The following is a 17787-nucleotide window of genomic DNA, read 5'->3' on the forward strand; positions in this document are numbered from 1 at the left end:
GGATCAGAAGTCAAGCATCATCAGCCTATGGATGAGGAATAAGTCACCTTTTCAAGCCAGGCTGATATTAGGGCGTGTCTACTAGCAAGGGTTTAATCTGAGGGGGCCTAATACCCACTTTTCTCACTCTCTCGACCTTATTACCGCTTTTTTCCCACCCGTCAATCCCCTCTCCATATTGAAAAACATGGCTATAGCCCATCTTCGCGAGTCGAACGGCCATTTTGGCACTGTTGGGGCAATCTACATGCATGCTATAAACAACCACTTTCACCTTTAGATTGGGGATAATCGCCTTTATGACCTTGGCGTCTGTTTCTAAAGGAAGAAACTTCGCATCAGCTATACGTCTGCCATCATCCTCCTCTGCAAGGCGTGCATCAATAATGGCGAAAGGCGAGCGCGATGTGTATATCAGTTGATTCAATTCCAAAGTAGAAATGGCTCGATAGCCGCTCTCACAGCTTTCAAGATTCCCAACTATCTGCCCTTCATTCGCATTTAAAGGCATCATCAATAAAGCCATACCTATAAGGACTTTTTTCATGTGAAACCAGGTTTTAAAATCCGCAAAAAACGCTTACAGTGTACGCGAACTATTTAAAATAAAGGACGAGCTTCATCACAAGTGGATTGACAACAAGCCCTTTGTAAGCTACAAAGGCACATAAACTAACAACCTATTTAATTCCTATGCAGCGATTTAAACAAAACAACATCGAGTGGTTAGAATTTGATTTATTGGCAGACATTCCGCATTTAAAACATGCCGTCTTCTTACGCCATGGCGGACTGAGCCAAGCCCCTTTTAATAGCTTGAATACGAGTCTTAGCGTCGGTGACAATGCTGCAGCTGTTGAAAACAATCGAGCCTTGATCGCCAAGCAATCCAAAGGAGACTCCTTTAACTGGTCCCATATGGTCACAGGACAAGGATGTCATGGCAAATATATCAGCTACGTTGAAAGACATACCCCGCACACAATTCCTCAATGCGACGGGTTACTCTCTTCCACACCCGGCATTACCTTAATGATGACCCATGCAGACTGCCAAATTGGCCTTTTTTACGATCCCCACCATCGTATCATTGCCAATATCCACTCGGGCTGGCGCGGTAGCGTTCAAAACATTTATGCAGAAACCATATCCCAAATGCAAAGGCGTTTTGGATCCAACCCAGCAGATTTATTGGTTTGCATTTCACCAAGCCTTGGACCAGATGAATCAGAATTTATCCACTACAGCTACGAGCTTCCCGAAGAATTTTGGAGCTTTCAAATACGCCCAACCTATTTTGATTTCTGGTCCATTAGCGAATATCAGCTGCAAAACGCAGGCATTCTGCCTCATCACATTGAAATCGCCCGCTTAAGCACATACTCCAATGCTAATGACTACTTTTCCTATCGGCGGGATAAAATTACCGGAAGGCATGCCACTTGCATTACTCTGCTCTAGCCCCTTGAGGTTAAGGCCACAGTGATAGTTTTACAGAACCTCCCAGCGATTGACTACAAATTAGCGCCTTTTTTAATTTTCCCCTTCATTCATTATTAAGCGGTTTCTGCGCATATTCTGTTGGAATTGTTCCTCATAGTACGCAAGAATGTCCTGCGAGACGGGAGGTAAAAAGCGATTAGCCTGCAAGGCAGCATGCGCATCCTCTAATTGTTCAATGACGGCCTCTTGCAAGGCAAGCGGCAAGATTCCAGCCGTTGGATGCTTGCGATAAGCTGCCAACAACCTTCCGTATGCTAAATTCCTGAGCTGATCTTCTTGCCGATAATTATACCAACCTTGCCGCCTCCAATGAGATTGAAGATGCTTCACACACGCCTCACGCATGGCTTTCGCTTCCAAGCACAATGCCTCAGCGCGTTCTAAATAGACCCGATCTTCATAACCTATTGGCTGGCGCTGTCCCAAAAAATTTGTATTCCCTGTCTGTAAAGTGTGTTCAATAGCCTCCCGATAATAGTAAGCAACCGGATGCTCGCTAAGCTTAGAGACATGCATCAAATAAGCCAAAACAGCTGCATTATTTTTAGCTGCCTCATAACACAGCCGCTCCCATGCATGATAGTCATCAGGGCCTTTCTTTAAGAAACGCGATGACCTTAAAACCCCCTCGGAATCGAACAGGAGATGAGCACAAGAAAGATTCTGTGATGAAGCCTTCCACTGGTGCTGGCAATATAAATGATTGGCAAGCACAGAAGCAATTTTTTCATCTTCAATCCCAAGCCTTGCCTCATGGCTACCCCACTCGTGATCTGCCAAGCAGTTCCAAAGCCTTTCAACAATTAGGCACTGGCCATTTACATCCAAACCATGTATGGGATGCGTAGGATCATTACCAATATTCTCGACGATCCTCGCTGGATGGATTCCCCAGTGCGCAGATGCATCTTTAATTTTTTCACCTTCCATCAAGGCCTTCAATCGATTGTTAGCGATTTTAACAACCCAGTTAGGATGCCCTTCGATTGCGAAAATTTTATATTCATCATTAATGGCTTTGAAAGGACTCAACTGTGCACCCAAAACAAAAACTCTTCCATTGCAAGCCAATTGCATTCCAGGCTGCAGCCCCTCTCTCCAATCCATATGCTTGGGATCTTCTTGCTGAACAAGTGCACATCCCAATTGATCTAATGCATGCAGCAGCATGCTTAACGAATAGTTTGCCTGCCCCTGAATGTGCATGCTCTCTATAATCCCTTTTAAAACGCTCTCAAATTGTCCAATGGAGACGGCCGCATGCTGCTCGTTCAATTTTTGAATCCACTGCTTAAGCTCCTCCTTCTCCTGTAAAGTCATGCTATTTGCTCGTTGAATCTTAGAAAGAGCTCCATGAGGAATAGGGTGTTGCAAAATCCCCTCTAAATCAATAGCATGCTGCTCCTTGCGCAAAGATCGGTAAAGTGTCTGATCGCATAGCAAATGAGAAGGGGTTTGCAGAGCCTCTTCTAGGGGAGTACGTAAATGCGAATAGCGCTCTTTCGCAAATAGTTTCCAGAAAAAATGAGTAGCCGAATGGAAGTGCGTGATGAGCTTACGGCAAGTCGCCTGTTCACACTCATTTATCTGAGGCTCTTGCAAAACTTGATGGAAGGTACGGGTAGCATCATTCAAAAGCTCTGGGCCCATCCCTCTCCATTCTTTAGCGATATGAGCTAAATAGCGGCCTAGTTGCCTTTCACGCTCTTCTTGAGAAGGAACGAGCTCTTGAGCTTTTTCAATGCATTTAATTTGACCAAGCAGCCTTTTTTGGCGCGCCTCATAAACTTGGTGGACGGCCTGTTCAAAGACATTGTGGATAATATACTCCACTGTTTGATTGAGGAAGATAGACGGAACCTCAGCAACAAAAGACTTGATTTTGCGCCAAAACTCATGCAGCCACTTTACAATCCTCCCCATCCACGTTCCCACGTAGCATACCTGCGAAGAAGAAAGCGGATACAATTCCAGCTGCTGCGCTTGAGAATAGCCATGCAAGGCCATCGCCATTTCGCTTAGATTAGAACGTAAAGTTGAAAAATTATTTGCCATAAGCAACAAATTTAATCAAATTTTTTAGGTGAAAAAGTGGCCTGCATAATACTCTCCCGAATTTTTTCAAATGGAATCTCTTCCCCAAATGTGTAGCGATAAATCTCTTTTCGAATCGAGCCGTACCGCTCTTGATCGAACGGCAGCTGTGTTTCTAAAATCTGATAAAGCTCACCATACTGCTCGGGAAGGATTTCAAATCCGCAACGATACAAGAAAAGATTGCGATCCTTCTTGGCATCTTTTTTTGTTTGATTTAGAAAAAACATAGGGCGATTAAAACTCAAAAAGTCGTAGCCAATGGAAGACATATCACCAATATAGAGATCTGATTTAGCTAAAAGAGGATAGACTGGGGGAAAATCTTGGATAAAAACAATATTATCTCTTTTCTCATATTTTCCCATCATTCTATAAACAGCCGGACCATCTGTTTCTTCAAGAGCCGGATGAATTTTAACCAATAAGTTGTAGCTAGAGGGCACTTTTTCGAATAGTTGCTCTGCATGCATAAAAGAAGTCGTATGGTCCTGATCGTGGCAGGTAGGAGCATAGAGGATGGTTGGCTGCCTGTTTTTAAAGCGACTCCAAACATGTTCTTCAGCCAATCGATCGAAATGGGACTGATAGTGCTTGTAATAGAGATAGCGATAATTCCCGACTCTTGGCGCTGCATTGAGATGCTCGGCAATCCCTAAGCCCTTAAACAGATCGATCATATTCTCGCCGTAAATTAAAACAATATCCTCCCATACGCACTTTTCAAGCCAAAAAATTTTATCCGAAAAGCCGTGCGGACAGTGGACATTCCGCACCTCTTTCAGGTACGCCTTCTCGAGGCCTCGAAAATTGGCATAAAATTCATGCCGCTTCCAAGGCTCGGACTGAAAGAACACATCATAATGCTCGATTAAAAATTGGGGCGTCACATCTTCCCAATCCATAAGCAAGACCTTAAGATTAGGATAAAGCCTTTGTGCTTCGGCTGCGTGCTTTTCGTCAGTTAAAAGCAAAGGCATGTCCATGATCACGCAAATAGGCGCTAAATGCTCCGTCAGGTGGCTATAGGTATTGGGATTCAAGCCAATGCATGCTTTTTCCTTAAGTGCCATGTGAAGATTCCTTTGTTGTTGCTATCGTTTGAATCTGTTATAAATGGATTCAAATAAAATATACCACAAAAACTCCCGCCCCTTACTAGACTAAATAGCGTTGAAACTAGCGCTCCAAGTCAACTTCTTTAGAGGGCTGGCATAAGAACCAAGGTGTGCGCGTTTGGCACAAGTCATCCCAAATTTTCATTGCCTCATCAGTGAGTAAAGGATTAATGAATGGAAGAAGCCGAAAAAAATCTCCATAACTCAATCCTACATGCTCGGTATCGATAAAAGCTATACAGCCATTTTCCATAAAAGGCAAATTTTGAGGCCAGGCGTCACACCCGCAAAGATCATATAAAGCCCGAACCAGCTCTTGCATAACTTCCCGATTCATCGATGCATATAATTCTTTATTGGGGCCTCCCCAATATCCTCCAGGAATAAGATTAAATTTTTCACAGATTAATACAGATCGATCAATGCTGCCTTCGAGAGAAGGAAGACAATATAACCATTTCTGCGGAACAGCTAAATGCTTGCAGTGCATCAAGCGGATATACTTAGCTATTAATGAGGCTCCCTCAATTCTTGCTCGATAATTTTGCAATTCAATTTGTGGATCAGAGCTGTTGTAATTTTTTTTAAAGACATAATCGGGAATCTGTGGATGAGACAAGACAAGGATAGACCATTCTCTACAGGATTCATCAAAGTTCTCAACAATAAAGCCCCTTTCTAACCAATAGTCCAAGTTTTCTATGCGGCTGGGATCATTAAATAACTGTTGAAGTTTATCGCTAATCGGATGCTCTAACGGCAACAAATAACAATCCAGCTCCGAAGAAAAAAGCAAATGACCTAATAATTGCATGCAAATGAGCAGGAAAAAGCGCATTTTTTTCATATCCATCGTAAATCTCTGTAGTTTTGCACATCCTTAGAAGACATCTAAAATACGATTTGGTGCTTTAAATTCTATTTGAGACTAACGCCCCCATTCGTAAACTGAGTAAATATTCGCACTAAAGATAATAGAGGATACATGAATTTCAAAAAATACTTCTCACCGCTTGCATGATGTTTCATCCCTGCACAAGGCCATGTCACAACTCTTAAATTTACGCCTATATAGGACATAATTGAATGGTATATGGCCTGGATGAAGAACAAGGCCTTATATTAGCCTTAACGAGGTAGATAGCTTTTTTAGACACTTCGAATTTTGCCAAGTAGCTATTAGCAATCCGCTAACCTGTTGGATTGAAAGGCGGATTGCTTGTTTTGTTAACGCAGCTTTAGATATTTTAGTCAGCTTCTTAGATCAGCAATGTGATTCCTTTTAAAGTCTGGTGAATAAATTCAGCCCGTTTATGAGGAAGGTCTTCTTGCGCAATTTTTTGATCCTGGCGGCACAGCAAGTGAGCGCGGCGGACGTTGAAAAACATTTCGTTCAGCGTCTTCTGCATGACTCCACTTAACCATCCAAGCTCAAGACCTAGCTTGACAAGGCTTAGAGCTTGTAAAGCCTCAATTGCCTCAATTTGATAGGAATGCAACAAAATGGCATAAGCCCGGCTGACCTTATCTTTCAAATCGGAAATTTCTGCGTCGTGCTCCTGCTTGAGAAGCGTGCGGACGCTTTGTTCTTCCATCATCAGTTTAGTTGCTAACGTACGCAAAGAAGAAAGAATATTTTCTTCTGTCAAACCCAACGTGTAGCTGTTATGAAAAGCAACAACATCTCCAATAATTTCATTCGGATCACCTTGCAGGCCTGTTTGCTCGATTCCCTCATCTTTATTTTTTTGCAGAATTTCGTCTAAGCGATCAGTGTAAATCAAACCAGGCAGGTGCAGGAAGATGTGGACGATCAATCCCGTTCCGCATTGCGTTGGATCAGATGTCAAGAAACCGAATTTAGAAGAAAAGGCAAAATTGACTGATTTAGTCAGGCTTGTTTCGATCTTAAAAAGGCGCTCCCAAGCCGACTCCAATTCCTCGCGCATATCAATCGATTGAAGCATGAGATGGTCGCGCAGATTCAATACAGCTAAAAATTCGCCCGTTTCATCCAATACAAATGCCTCCCCTGCTTGCGCCTGATGGAAGCTTTCGCTTGTCATGAAGTGTTCGACCAGAAATTCTTTGGCGACTGGCGACATTTCTTCACCCTTAAAGAGCTTGGGACCTTTTAACTGATCGCTCCCCAAAAGATCGCGAGAGATCAAGGCGATAATCTGCTTGCGCTTATCTGTCGCCAACTTACCAGGAAATTTGAATTTCTCTAAATTGCGCAGCAAAGTGACCGAAGAACCAAGCCAAATATTGTTCTCATTACCGTTCCAAGGATTCTGATTGCACAGCAAAGGATAGTGGCTAGGATTTGGGTTGTTCATCCGCTCCCCCATTTTCAGGCTTTAATTGATCATCGTTTTCCGTTAAAGCACGAATTTGATCCCTCAGCCAAGCCGCCTGTTCGTAATCTTCACGCTTAAGAGTCTCTTTTAGCGCTTCATTAAGAGCCAGTAAGCGGGAAGAGGGATTGATGGCCAGGCTTTCGCCTGGTGCGCGCCCAATATGAATGGGGGAAGATTTTTTGATAGAAACCAGGCGGGGTGCAAGGCTGTTGGCAGCCTGAATTTCCATCAACAATATATCTCCGAATATATTATAACATTCAGGGCACCCCAAACGATGGCCTCTTTTAACCTCTTCTAATGTCGTTCCGCAATTGCCACACTCCAGCCCCGCTCCAACCTGACTTTGTATCTGCTCCTTTGGAACCGTACCGTGCAATCTTCTTTGCAACTCAGGGCAATCGGCACACATACTTGTATGAATCATGCTATCCCCAACAATTTCTGTATAGCGAACGGCGACGGGTTTTTTGCATTCCCCACATTCGAGGGGTCTATCAGGCGAATGCTTATCGGGCTTCTTTTCGACCATGTTGCTGGGCCTCATTGGTAGGCTATGTTTGTCAATTTTTCATCTTTAAGTGAGATGGGCTTTTGCCTACTTTAAAGATAAAAGTTAATATAGAAAATTTTTTTTCTGAATGCAAGCCGGAATTACAGAGGCCTTACCGAGAACCGCGGGCCTTAGAAGGCTTTTTATCAGGTGAAGAGGACAAACGCTGGGAAGTCAGGATGCTGGCCACTACAAAGTCGGTGTGAGGTTCTATTTTGATGTATCGCTTTTATCACAAGAGCATGATTGGAAAGGAAGGCAGGATTGATTTTGAAAAAAAACGGCAAAAAAAAAGCCTACTATTTCTAGTAGGCTTACTCATATGAGTCTTGATGGACTCGAACCATCGACCCCCTCATTAAAAGTGAGGTGCTCTAACCAACTGAGCTAAAGACTCGCATGACCCCAAGGGGATTCGAACCCCTGTTATCGGAATGAAAATCCGGTGTCCTAGACCTGACTAGACGATGGGGCCAGGTCTAACTTGAATGACAATCCTTGCGGATCGCGCTTCAAGTCGCTTCTTTTCAACTTTCGTATCGAAGAGGCTTAATCTTATAAAAAGCGTGATTTTTTCACAAGAACTAAATCGTGGAAATTTCTTTTTCTTTTTTTTCTGCTAGTTCGTCTGCTTCTTTACAAAATTTATCTGTCAATTCTTGGATGCTTTTTTCAAGCTTCTTCATCGCGTCCTCAGCTATGTCTCCATCGGCTTTTTGCTTGCGCGCCAATTCGTTAGAATCGCGGCGAATATTGCGAATGCTGACCTTCGTTTTTTCTTTTTCTTCGTGGCAGATTTTTGCCATTTTCTTACGAATTTCTTCGGTCATTGGTGGAATTTTAATCCGAATTGCATGTCCGTCGACGATTGGCATGAGCCCTAAATTAGCTTTTTCGATCGCTTTTCCAACCGTATTCGCATTCTGCGGGTCAAATGGGGTAATTAAAAGCTGGCGCGCCTCTGGAGCTGAAATAGAAGCGATATCCTTTAATCGCATAGGACTGCCATACACTTCAACCATCACATGCTCTACAATCCCTGGATTGGCACGCCCTGTTCTGATATTCTTCAAATCGTTTTTTAAATGTTCAATGGCTGCAAGCATTTTTGCTCTCGTCTGATCAAGAATACTCATATGATCTCCTTTAAGGGATAATTATTTAACTGATTTAAGTTCCGCTTATTTTGTTCTCGTAATCGTCCACCAGCGTTCCGTGACTGAAGTCTTTTAAAACAGGCTCGAGATCGTTCTCCAATAAACGACGCATATTAAAAACAAAAATTGGAATTTGATTGCTTCTGCACAAGGCAATGGCAGTAGCATCCATGACTTGTAATTTTTCTGCAAGCACCTGGGAATAGGAAATGCGATCATATTTAACAGCATCAGAGTGCTTCAAAGGATCCCGACTGTAAATACCATCCACCTTAGTAGCCTTGAAAAGTATGTCTGCATGAATTTCACTCGCTCGCAAGGCAGCCGCTGTGTCTGTTGTAAAATAGGGATTTCCCGTTCCACCAACAAAAATTAAAATGGTTCCTTCCTCCAAATATTGCAAAGCCTTACCCCAATTATACGACTCAGCAACTTTTGGACACTCCAAGGCACTCATGACGCAAGCCTTAGCTCCTGCGGCCATTAAAGCCTGCTGAAGCGCAATGCCATTCAATAGCGTTGCTAGCATACCCATATGATCGGCAGAAGTGCGAGGCAAACCAGTCGCGCGAAGATTGATCCCTCGAAAAATATTTCCGCCTCCGATCACGACTGCTACTTGTAGGCCCATGCCATGAATCTTATGGAGATAATGCGCAACTTGCTGGCACGCCTCCTGATTAATACCAAAGCCCTGATCCCCCATGAGCGTTTCTCCAGACAACTTCAACAATATGCGCTTAACGGCCACACCCTTATCCATAAAATCCTATCTATCCTTAAATATTGATTGGACAAACTCAATGATGCAAATGATTCAATCGAGGTTTGCGAATACCCTTATAGTCCAAAAAATTCTTATGAATCAAATCCTTTGCAAGCCTTCATTTAATTCCTAGAGTCACTATTGCAAACAAATGAGACGTTGTACCACTTTATCTTGCACTGATCCAAATAATGCTAAGAAAAATAGCGTCTTAGCTTAATTCTGAGAAAGCCTCAAGAATAGTATTTAAAAAAAATGATATAGATATTAATTAACGATTTAATTATACTATATACACAAAATCATAAATTAATTATTTAATACAACTAATAAAGCGAGTCATAAATTATGGTTAATTTTAATTCATCTATTCAATTCATGATGAAATATGATACAACCCTTGTTATACAAGATGAAAAAGGTTTACAGCCATTAGAAATAACAGCGAATTCTGGTTTTTACCCTATTTCTGTTTCAAGACCAGAAGAGCTTAAATATGCGAATGTTTTTATTATAAGCAACTTTTTTAAACATTTAGTAAATTACAATCAACTCAATGCCAAACAAATTGTAGACGTTATTAGCAATTTCCAGGAAATTAAAGCTAAAGAAATTCAGAATCCAAAAATTACAGCTCTAATTAACGATACAATTTTGAATATCAATGCTGCTATTGAAGCTCAAAAGCAAATGGCGAAAGAAGCTTTTCAACATTTTCTATACAATATCAACGAAAGATCCTTATCTTTCCCGAATTCTTATAAGGACATTTTAGGTGCTGGAGCCCAATCTTATCTATCTAATCCCCAAAATTTAAAAGAAGAGCTCTTAAAATTAATCCTGGATGCGCCATTCTGGAAAAACCAGAACTATGTTGGCGCACAATCTAAAGAACCTTACACAAAAATGGCAGAAAAAGATTTTTGCATTTATATGATTATTTTTAGGTTTTTTGAGCTCTTTAAGAATGGAGACAATATTGCTTTTGATATGCTTTTAAATAAATGTTCGGGAACAGAAGGAATCGATTTCAACTCACAATTGCCTTTGGATAATCCAGCACAAGCGAGTATGTTGGCTTATGTTATCTTAGACAAGATGAGCATCATTGACTATCTCTGTGCATGCAATGATTTAACCTATCAAGAATTAGACTTGCTAGTCGAACACATTTTGCAAAGCTCCTCTTTGGATATTTCTCAGTTGATTTCCTCTAAAACATTTATATGGGCTATTGCGTATAGAAATCACAAATTGCTCGATCTCATTGCAGAATATGCCCAAAATTCTGCTCTTCAAAGCCCAGAGGTCATTCAATTTTTAATGAGTTATCAAAATATTGAAGCCACAAGGCTTTTGATGAAACGGGGGCTTTCTTTAGAATTGTCTAGCGAAAGTTTATTAATGGGAATTACAAAAGGCTTCCATGACTGGATTTGCTGGGCTTTAGAGCAGGGACTTAAAGTAGATTCCAATGACCAAGGCAAGCTGATGCAAGAAGCCGTTGCTTATGGCAATTTAAAGATGATTAAAGCGTTGCAGTCTGCTCAATCAAATGCCTCTTTACCTCCTTTTCAAGATCTGGTCAAAGAATTAAACTCTTTAGAAGAAGAACAAAAAAAACTAAAGCTATACCAGCTATGCTTAAATTCTCCTTTAGAAAATGTTTATGAATTGATGGAAGTTTATCCAGAGTTCAAGGCTGACATAAGCGCCATGATGCCAAACCTTCCCTATGCCGTGCGATTTCCCGTCTTAAGTTTTAAATCTATTGTTTCCACGGACCATCAAACATATACCAAGCAAACAGAAGCCTACGCTAAAGAGAATGCTGCATTCGTGCAGACCTATTTACCCCAGTTTGCCAAACAAACTTGGCATCAAACTCTAGCAGCTATTATGGCAAACCGCATAGAAAGAAATCCGAAGTTGCCAATAGGCTATACAGAATTAAGAGTTGCTAAAGCTTCACAACCTCCAATTGATATAGGTAGTTATTCCATAATAAAAAATAACGCTTTTCCTCCCCTCATTTGGTCACACCAGAGTATTACGCCTATCGTTACGCATCTTTCTTCCCCCGATCCAAGGCTTGCTTACCTTACGAGTAGGTATACGCCAGCTTATTATTTTTTAATGAAAGAGCGTGAAAGTGGGCAGCTAATGGAATCGGAAAATATTTCTACGACAAGATTTCGAACAGGAAAAGGGCACCACTTCCAATTTTATTACACTTTACCCAATCAAGAACGAGTTCTAACGACTCGTGTTCTTATTCAAGCTTCGTCCGATGGTTTACCCACTGAAATGAATGTGTTTTCTTTTACCGGTTGGTTCCATACCCCTCCAGAATCTCTTTTAAAACTTGAAGAACATATGGAAGAGCTTCATCAAGAGATCATCCATTTTAAACTCGATTCTGGCGACCCGGCAAGTAAAAAAGCTCTAATGGAAAAGATTGCAAGAGGTTATTGGCTTGTGTCTACTATGTGTGAAACAGAGAGGGGGACTCCCCATAATGCCATGATGTGGCTTAACCTTGTCTATTCTCATCATGGCCTTCCTCCTCCTATTCCTAAGCAGGAGTTTTACTTCTTAGATAACATCATGCTGATGATGCCTATCGACAAGGCCATTAAAGAATGGGAAAATTTCTTCGAGCCGCTTCCTAAAGTTTAGAGATAGGATATTCAGCAGGTCTCTTAAGTGAAAGTTTAACTTTCAAATAGCGCTTGTACTCAAATAAAGGGAAAGCGCTAAAATAATTCATAGCATTATTATTCAATTTAAAATAAAATGTTTAATTTAGTTAAACAATTAGCGCCATAATATTATAATTAGAGTCTTATCATGACACCTTTTGTTTATGTTCAATCGCGACCCGATTTCTTTAGACCTTTACAAAAAGATGAGTATGAGCAACAAGTTGCAAGGCTTCTTACGCTCCCCGCACAGGCATGTATTGGTTTTTCAGAGAAAGAGGGTTTTATCCATTTATCTCTCGTCGATAAAGTGATTGAGATTGTGAAGGGATTACTCGGTTTTGAGGACAAGGGGCATAGCAAGCGAGTCGATGCAGAATGGTTAAAGTTTCTTTATTATAGTGAAGCGCATGGTTTTCTAACTGAGACTCATCTAGACTCTTTACGCAACCGCTTTTCTTTTGGCGATCAAACAGCCTCCCCAGCGATCAGAAGGGCCTTCGAAGAGATGGCACGCACCCGCCATGGCAACAATCAAGACCGCCTCTCAAGGCTCCGGGTTATCCTCATCGATTTTCATGCCCAGCAGGCCCACTATTTACAACCTAATCTATGGAAACGCCTGCTTCAAAAGCCTGATTTAGATACAAGGCAGCTCATTCATTTTGGAGATACTTCCCTTGTTCTGGCTCAACAAGCTTTGCTGCTCCCCCAGCCCAATGTCCAGCTAGCATTAAAGCACTTGTTAGAAGCACAGAAGGTCAAAAATCTCAATCCCGAATTCCAGCGCACGCTTGCTTTGCAATTTAAACAACTTGTCGAAACGCATCGAAATGACAATGCAATCAGCGGCTATCGAATCGCAATTCAACAAGCGTGGATTGAATTCGCAAGGGTAGCCTATGCCAATAATCGGCAGATCGAAGCCCATGAATATGCAGCCTATGTTTTAGAATCCAATCCAAGCGAAGAGATTCAAAATTTACTCGGAGGGCTCTTTTTATCGGTCAGTGACTTTGGCAAGCTCGAACCCTTCTTACCGGCTCTTCAACAAGCATATGCGCAGCATGCCAACCTCCAAGTTAAAATTGGAAAGGCTTACTGGCACTATCAGCGCTTCGCAGAAGGGGTGGTGGCCTATCAAACTGCCATTCGTGTATTAGAGCAGCAAGACCTGTCCATTTTGACGGAGGCGGATGCTTCCTCGTTACAGGCAGATCTACACACAGAAATTGGCAAGGCCTATGTGCAAAGACTCGAAGGATTAAATAACAATGACAGCCCTTCTAAAGCAATCAGCCACCTCAGCCAAGCCAACCAACTGAAAAGAGATCAAGCAAGCGTTCAAAGTTTCTTATTAGATGCCTATCATCAACAATGGCAAGCCCATCCTGAAACTTTTACAGCGCGCTATAGAGAAGAATGGCTTCAAACTTTACAGACATCTTCCCCCGAGCTCATTCATGAAAAGCGTGAAAGCATCATCGGCATGCTATTGGCCTGCAGCGAACAAGCTTTTGCACGGCACGACAACCACATCGCTAATGAATATCTAGAGACAGGATCCGAGTTATTAGAAGACTCCTCTTTTGTCCTACAGACCTTAGAACTCACTCTCAAATACAACGATTTTGAGGCTGTCAACGATTTAATAGAGATATGGGAAGAAACGCACTATTCCAATCCCTTTATTCAAGAAAGAATTGGCGATGTCTACTCCATAATCAATCGCAATCAAGCCATCTCCTTTTATCAAAAGGCCATTGATTTATTTGAAGGTAAGCTTCAACGCATCAATGATGTTCAAGAAGAGGCTAATTGTAAAAATTATTTGGCTGGTTTACAAGCTAAAATCGGTCGAATTCAATTGGAGACTATACCTGGCTTCTTCACGCAAGTGCCCTACGATAACGCCATCACACGCCTTGAAACGGCTGTCTCTTTTAACGCCTCTGGCCATACCCAAACATTATTCGAAACCTATTTAGCTGCAGCCAGAGCCGAACAAGAAAAGAGCTTCCTTTCTTACGACCGCGCAAAAGCTGCCAATTACTATGCTAGGGCCTTCCGCCTCACTCAGCAGAATGGACCTTACCTCAATGAATTGATGGCACTTTACCTCTCTCATCGATCCGACTACGTGCAAGCTGCCGTTCTTTTTTCAGACATCCAAAAACTGCCTTGGGCAAATGAATTTCAATTGAGCGATGTTCAATTGCATCAATTGGCACACCAATTTATTGCCAGCAATCAGGATGAGATGGCGCTTGTCTGCCTCGAAAAGGCTCATACAAAACAACCTCTGGACGTTTATAAAAGAGATCTCTATCAACTCATCCATAAACAAGCCAAAGAGCTACAAGAAAAAGCTGCTATCTCCCCAACCTCAGCAGAAAAAATCCAGCTACTAAGAACGGCTATAAATATGCTCAAAAAGCAATTTGACGATGGTTTCACGCAAATCGAAACTCTTGAAACCAACTACCGCAAAGCTTTGAGCAGTGCTTTTCGCCAGATGGCTCACGCCTTTATGGAAATGTTCGCACTTGATGAACCAGAAAAAATACTCAGCCGTAAAAGTCTTCTAAAGCCGCACCTGGGCAAGTTCCAGGAAGAGATTAAGAATGCTATTAACAGTTACACATCAGCTCTTCAATATACGCCGGAAGACCCCTCTCTATATTTTGAAAGAGGCATGATTTATGATCTCACTCTCGATCTCGATGAGGCTCTACAAGACTATCGATGTGCCGTTCAATATAATCGCCACAACCCCTTCTATCGCAAACGGCTTGCTTTCATTTATGGAGTGCTGGCCAAAACAGATAAAATGGAAGAGCATAACAAAAAAGTGAAAGCCCCTACAGCTTTTGATCATACGTATCAATGCTGGTTCGACGATTACTTTGTAAAAAATAAGAGCCAGCAGATCAATCCTCATACCCTATGACTTGATTGAGTCCTAAGCCACAGATATCTCAGCTAGGATATTCTCTCCCACAAGCACGGACTTCCTGAATCCCCCTGGCCATCCAATCGGATGGCCATCATATGCTATATTTCTGCAATCTTTACTTTCCATAATCCAATGTAGGTTTCATCTATTAATAAAATTTAAACTAAGTCTATAAAAGCACTCTCTTTACTTAACCAGATAAACAACTTGCATTTGACTACCTTTGAACAAAGGATTCATCACCTCCTCGCTTTTCCACAAGAACAAGCAATCCACTAATTGCACATACCCAGCGAGCCCCCGATCCAATCAGGATTGCCTATCTCGCATATATGACAATCGAATCAGTAAACCTCTTTTCTAAAACTTGTATTCACTTGCAGGAAGCAACAAAGGTGATCTTAACGAAGCGGCAGAAATTCTCAACATGATTCCCAAACAGCGTAGAATCGGAAATCAAAGAACGAGCTGAAAAACTAAATGCCCGCTATGCTTTGAAAGAAAATCTCTAAGAGCCCATCTACTGGTCTGACTATAAAAAGCATGTGGCTAGAATAGCGCATGAATAGCAAAAAAAAAGCACTTGGTTAGAAACTCTAACCAAGTGCTGAACGGATAGACTTCAAGAATAACTATTGGCCAACATTCCAACGAATGAAATGAGTCACTGTCAATTCTTTACCAGCTTGCTTGCTGCGCTGATTGACGAGGTCTGTAATGCTCAAGCTATCATCTCTGATATACTTTTGGCAGACCAAGCAATTTGCATCGTAGAACGCATTAATCTTGCCTTCGACAATCTTTTCAACAATATTAGCAGGCTTGCCTTGAATTTGACCTTTTGCAATGTCTCTTTCATTGGCAATAATTTCTTGAGGTACTTTTTCTGGCGACAAATACTCAGGCGCTGCAGCAGCTGTATGCATCGCGATGTCTTTCGCTAACGCTCCTTCCTGATTGCTGCCTGTGATTTCCACCACTGTTACAATCTTACCACCGAGGTGCGAGTAGATACCAAAAGAGCGCTCTGGAGTCTTTTGCAGAGTCAAAATGCGCTTAATCTGGATGTTCTCTCCAATTGCCTGGACAACTGTCGCACGGTATTGATCAACAGTTAAAGAAGGCTCTTTAGAGTATTTTTGCTGCAAGAAAGCATCGAGAGACGGAGGATTCGTTGTCGCAACTTCTTGAGCAATATTCTCTAAAAATTCTTTAAAGCGATCGTTCTTCACAACGAAGTCTGTCTCAGCGTTAACTTCGACAACGGCGACTGTATTGCCGCTTTCGGCTGATCCAATCATTCCTTCCTTGGTTTCACGACCTTCTTTCTTCACAGCAGACGCCATCCCTGCTTTGCGCAAGTTAGCAATGGCCAATTCCATATCGCCATTAGCTTCGTCTAAGGCCTCTTTACATTTTGCCATTCCTACGCCAGTACGCTCGCGTAGTTCTTTAATCATTGCAGGAGTAATAGCTGCCATATTATTCCCCCTTACTGTTTTTTGCTTCTTGGAAATCTTCTGCACGATATTTAGAAGATGTTTCTTCTTCTTCGTCGCCAGCTAGATCTTCCTTGCTTGCATAAACTTTAATGTCATTTTTCTTATCAATGATTGCTTTAGCTAGCGTTTCAAGGATAAGTTTAATGCTCTTCAAGGCGTCGTCGTTACAAGCAATAACGTGCTCGATTGGATCTGGATTGCAGTTTGTATCGACTAAGCCCATCACAGGAATGCCCAATTTGTTGGCTTCTGCAACAGCTAAGTGCTCTTTGCTTGGATCGACAACAATGACCAATCCAGGAGGCTTACGCATACCGCGGACACCAGACAAGTTTTTGTCTAATTTAATTTGATCTTTAGATAACAAAGACACTTCTTTCTTTGTTAGACCTTCGCCACCAGTCGAAATACGCTTTTCGATGCGTTCTAGTTTTTTAATAGACTGACGAATCGTTGATAAGTTAGTCAGCATACCACCCAACCAGCGCTCGCATACATAAAATTCTCCGCACATCTCGGCTAATTCACGCAAAACAGCTTTCGCTTGTTTTTTTGTTCCGACGAAGAGAATAGATTTATGTTTAGCAACAACGTCTCTAACAACATCCACAGCATTGCGGATTTGTTGTAGAGTTTTCGCGAGGTCAATAATGTAAAGACCATTACGTTCTTCGAAAATGAAACGCTTCATTTTCGGATTCCAACGGCTAGTTTGGTGACCAAAATGTGCACCGGCTTCTAGCAAATCTTTAATAGTAATTGGAAGAGGTTTATTCTGCGCCAAGCCTTGTCCCTTTATGTTGACGACGGCATCCTGCCACAATGGCAAGATTTCGGTCTTGGTTAAACATGTTTATTGTGAATATAAGATAGATATGAAAAAAGATATCTATAGCGCCTGATCAGAATCGAACTGACACTCGTAGCTTGGAAGGCTACTGTTCTACCATTGAACTACAGGCGCATGGAATGAGCAATATTATCTATATTCCATATTTTTTATGCAATAGCTAAAGATCTTTTTTTTCTCGAAAACGTCATCCCCCTCATAAAATCGGTCATAGAACCCATTTCAG

General features: G+C 41.8%; 13 protein-coding genes and 3 tRNA genes. 3 read left to right on the forward strand and 13 right to left on the reverse strand.

Annotation, left to right across the window (positions count from 1 at the left end; translation table 11 throughout):
• Window positions 1-67 precede the first annotated feature (67 nt).
• On the reverse strand, window positions 68-547 hold the full coding sequence (locus PNK_RS11125; RefSeq protein ID WP_059062070.1) for a rhodanese-like domain-containing protein: 480 nt from the start codon (window positions 545-547) through the stop codon (window positions 68-70).
• Between the two features lie 146 nt (window positions 548-693).
• Here PNK_RS11125 and pgeF point away from each other — a divergent pair, with 146 nt between their 5' ends.
• A complete protein-coding gene (gene pgeF, locus PNK_RS11130) occupies window positions 694-1461 on the forward strand; it encodes a peptidoglycan editing factor PgeF (protein ID WP_059062072.1) in 768 nt (255 codons plus the stop codon).
• A gap of 72 nt (window positions 1462-1533) precedes the next feature.
• On the opposite strand, the gene PNK_RS11135 is transcribed toward pgeF, so the two are convergent.
• The 9 genes from PNK_RS11135 to pyrH form a co-directional block, all read right to left on the reverse strand.
• Window positions 1534-3558 carry a hypothetical protein gene (locus PNK_RS11135; RefSeq protein WP_158021799.1) on the reverse strand — a complete coding sequence of 675 codons (2025 nt, stop codon included), beginning with the start codon at window positions 3556-3558 and terminating at the stop codon, window positions 1534-1536.
• 11 nt (window positions 3559-3569) lie between these two features.
• Window positions 3570-4670, reverse strand: a complete 1101-nt coding sequence (locus PNK_RS11140; RefSeq protein ID WP_059062076.1) for a CDP-glycerol glycerophosphotransferase family protein — start codon at window positions 4668-4670, stop codon at window positions 3570-3572.
• Window positions 4671-4776: 106 nt separating this feature from the next.
• On the reverse strand, window positions 4777-5568 hold the full coding sequence (locus PNK_RS11145; RefSeq protein WP_059062078.1) for a hypothetical protein: 792 nt from the start codon (window positions 5566-5568) through the stop codon (window positions 4777-4779).
• Window positions 5569-5974: 406 nt separating this feature from the next.
• Window positions 5975-7054, reverse strand: a complete 1080-nt coding sequence (locus PNK_RS11150; protein WP_059062080.1) for a protein arginine kinase — start codon at window positions 7052-7054, stop codon at window positions 5975-5977.
• Complete coding sequence (locus PNK_RS11155; RefSeq protein WP_059062081.1) at window positions 7035-7607, reverse strand: UvrB/UvrC motif-containing protein; 573 nt, start codon at window positions 7605-7607, stop codon at window positions 7035-7037. Before PNK_RS11155 ends, PNK_RS11150 begins: the two co-directional genes overlap by 20 nt.
• Before the next feature lie 344 nt (window positions 7608-7951).
• Window positions 7952-8025: transfer RNA gene (locus PNK_RS11160), tRNA-Lys, on the reverse strand.
• A 3-nt stretch (window positions 8026-8028) separates the two neighbouring features.
• A tRNA-Glu gene (locus tag PNK_RS11165) sits at window positions 8029-8103 on the reverse strand.
• 109 nt (window positions 8104-8212) lie between these two features.
• Window positions 8213-8764 (reverse strand): ribosome recycling factor, encoded by a 552-nt coding sequence (gene frr / locus PNK_RS11170; protein WP_059062083.1) that lies wholly within the window; start codon window positions 8762-8764, stop codon window positions 8213-8215.
• Between the two features lie 34 nt (window positions 8765-8798).
• The gene (gene pyrH, locus PNK_RS11175) at window positions 8799-9548 is read right to left on the reverse strand and encodes a UMP kinase (protein WP_032124539.1); all 750 of its coding nucleotides are present in this window, start codon (window positions 9546-9548) and stop codon (window positions 8799-8801) included.
• Between the two features lie 351 nt (window positions 9549-9899).
• Between pyrH and PNK_RS11180 the strand changes: the two genes are divergently transcribed.
• Window positions 9900-12230 (forward strand): hypothetical protein, encoded by a 2331-nt coding sequence (locus PNK_RS11180; protein WP_059062085.1) that lies wholly within the window; start codon window positions 9900-9902, stop codon window positions 12228-12230.
• Window positions 12231-12401: 171 nt separating this feature from the next.
• Complete coding sequence (locus tag PNK_RS11185) at window positions 12402-15203, forward strand: tetratricopeptide repeat protein (RefSeq protein ID WP_059062087.1); 2802 nt, start codon at window positions 12402-12404, stop codon at window positions 15201-15203.
• A gap of 638 nt (window positions 15204-15841) precedes the next feature.
• Here the strand turns inward: PNK_RS11185 and tsf are convergent.
• The 3 genes from tsf to PNK_RS11200 all read right to left on the reverse strand — a co-directional run bounded on the left by tsf (window position 15842) and on the right by PNK_RS11200 (window position 17675).
• A complete protein-coding gene (tsf, locus tag PNK_RS11190) occupies window positions 15842-16690 on the reverse strand; it encodes a translation elongation factor Ts (RefSeq protein ID WP_032124542.1) in 849 nt (282 codons plus the stop codon).
• Between the two features lies 1 nt (window position 16691).
• Window positions 16692-17495 carry a 30S ribosomal protein S2 gene (gene rpsB / locus PNK_RS11195; protein WP_035395008.1) on the reverse strand — a complete coding sequence of 268 codons (804 nt, stop codon included), beginning with the start codon at window positions 17493-17495 and terminating at the stop codon, window positions 16692-16694.
• A 109-nt stretch (window positions 17496-17604) separates the two neighbouring features.
• A tRNA-Gly gene (locus PNK_RS11200) sits at window positions 17605-17675 on the reverse strand.
• Window positions 17676-17787: the final 112 nt, after the last annotated feature.

The organism is Candidatus Protochlamydia naegleriophila, from assembly GCF_001499655.1.
GTDB classification, from domain to species: Bacteria; Chlamydiota; Chlamydiia; order Chlamydiales; family Parachlamydiaceae; genus Protochlamydia; species Protochlamydia naegleriophila.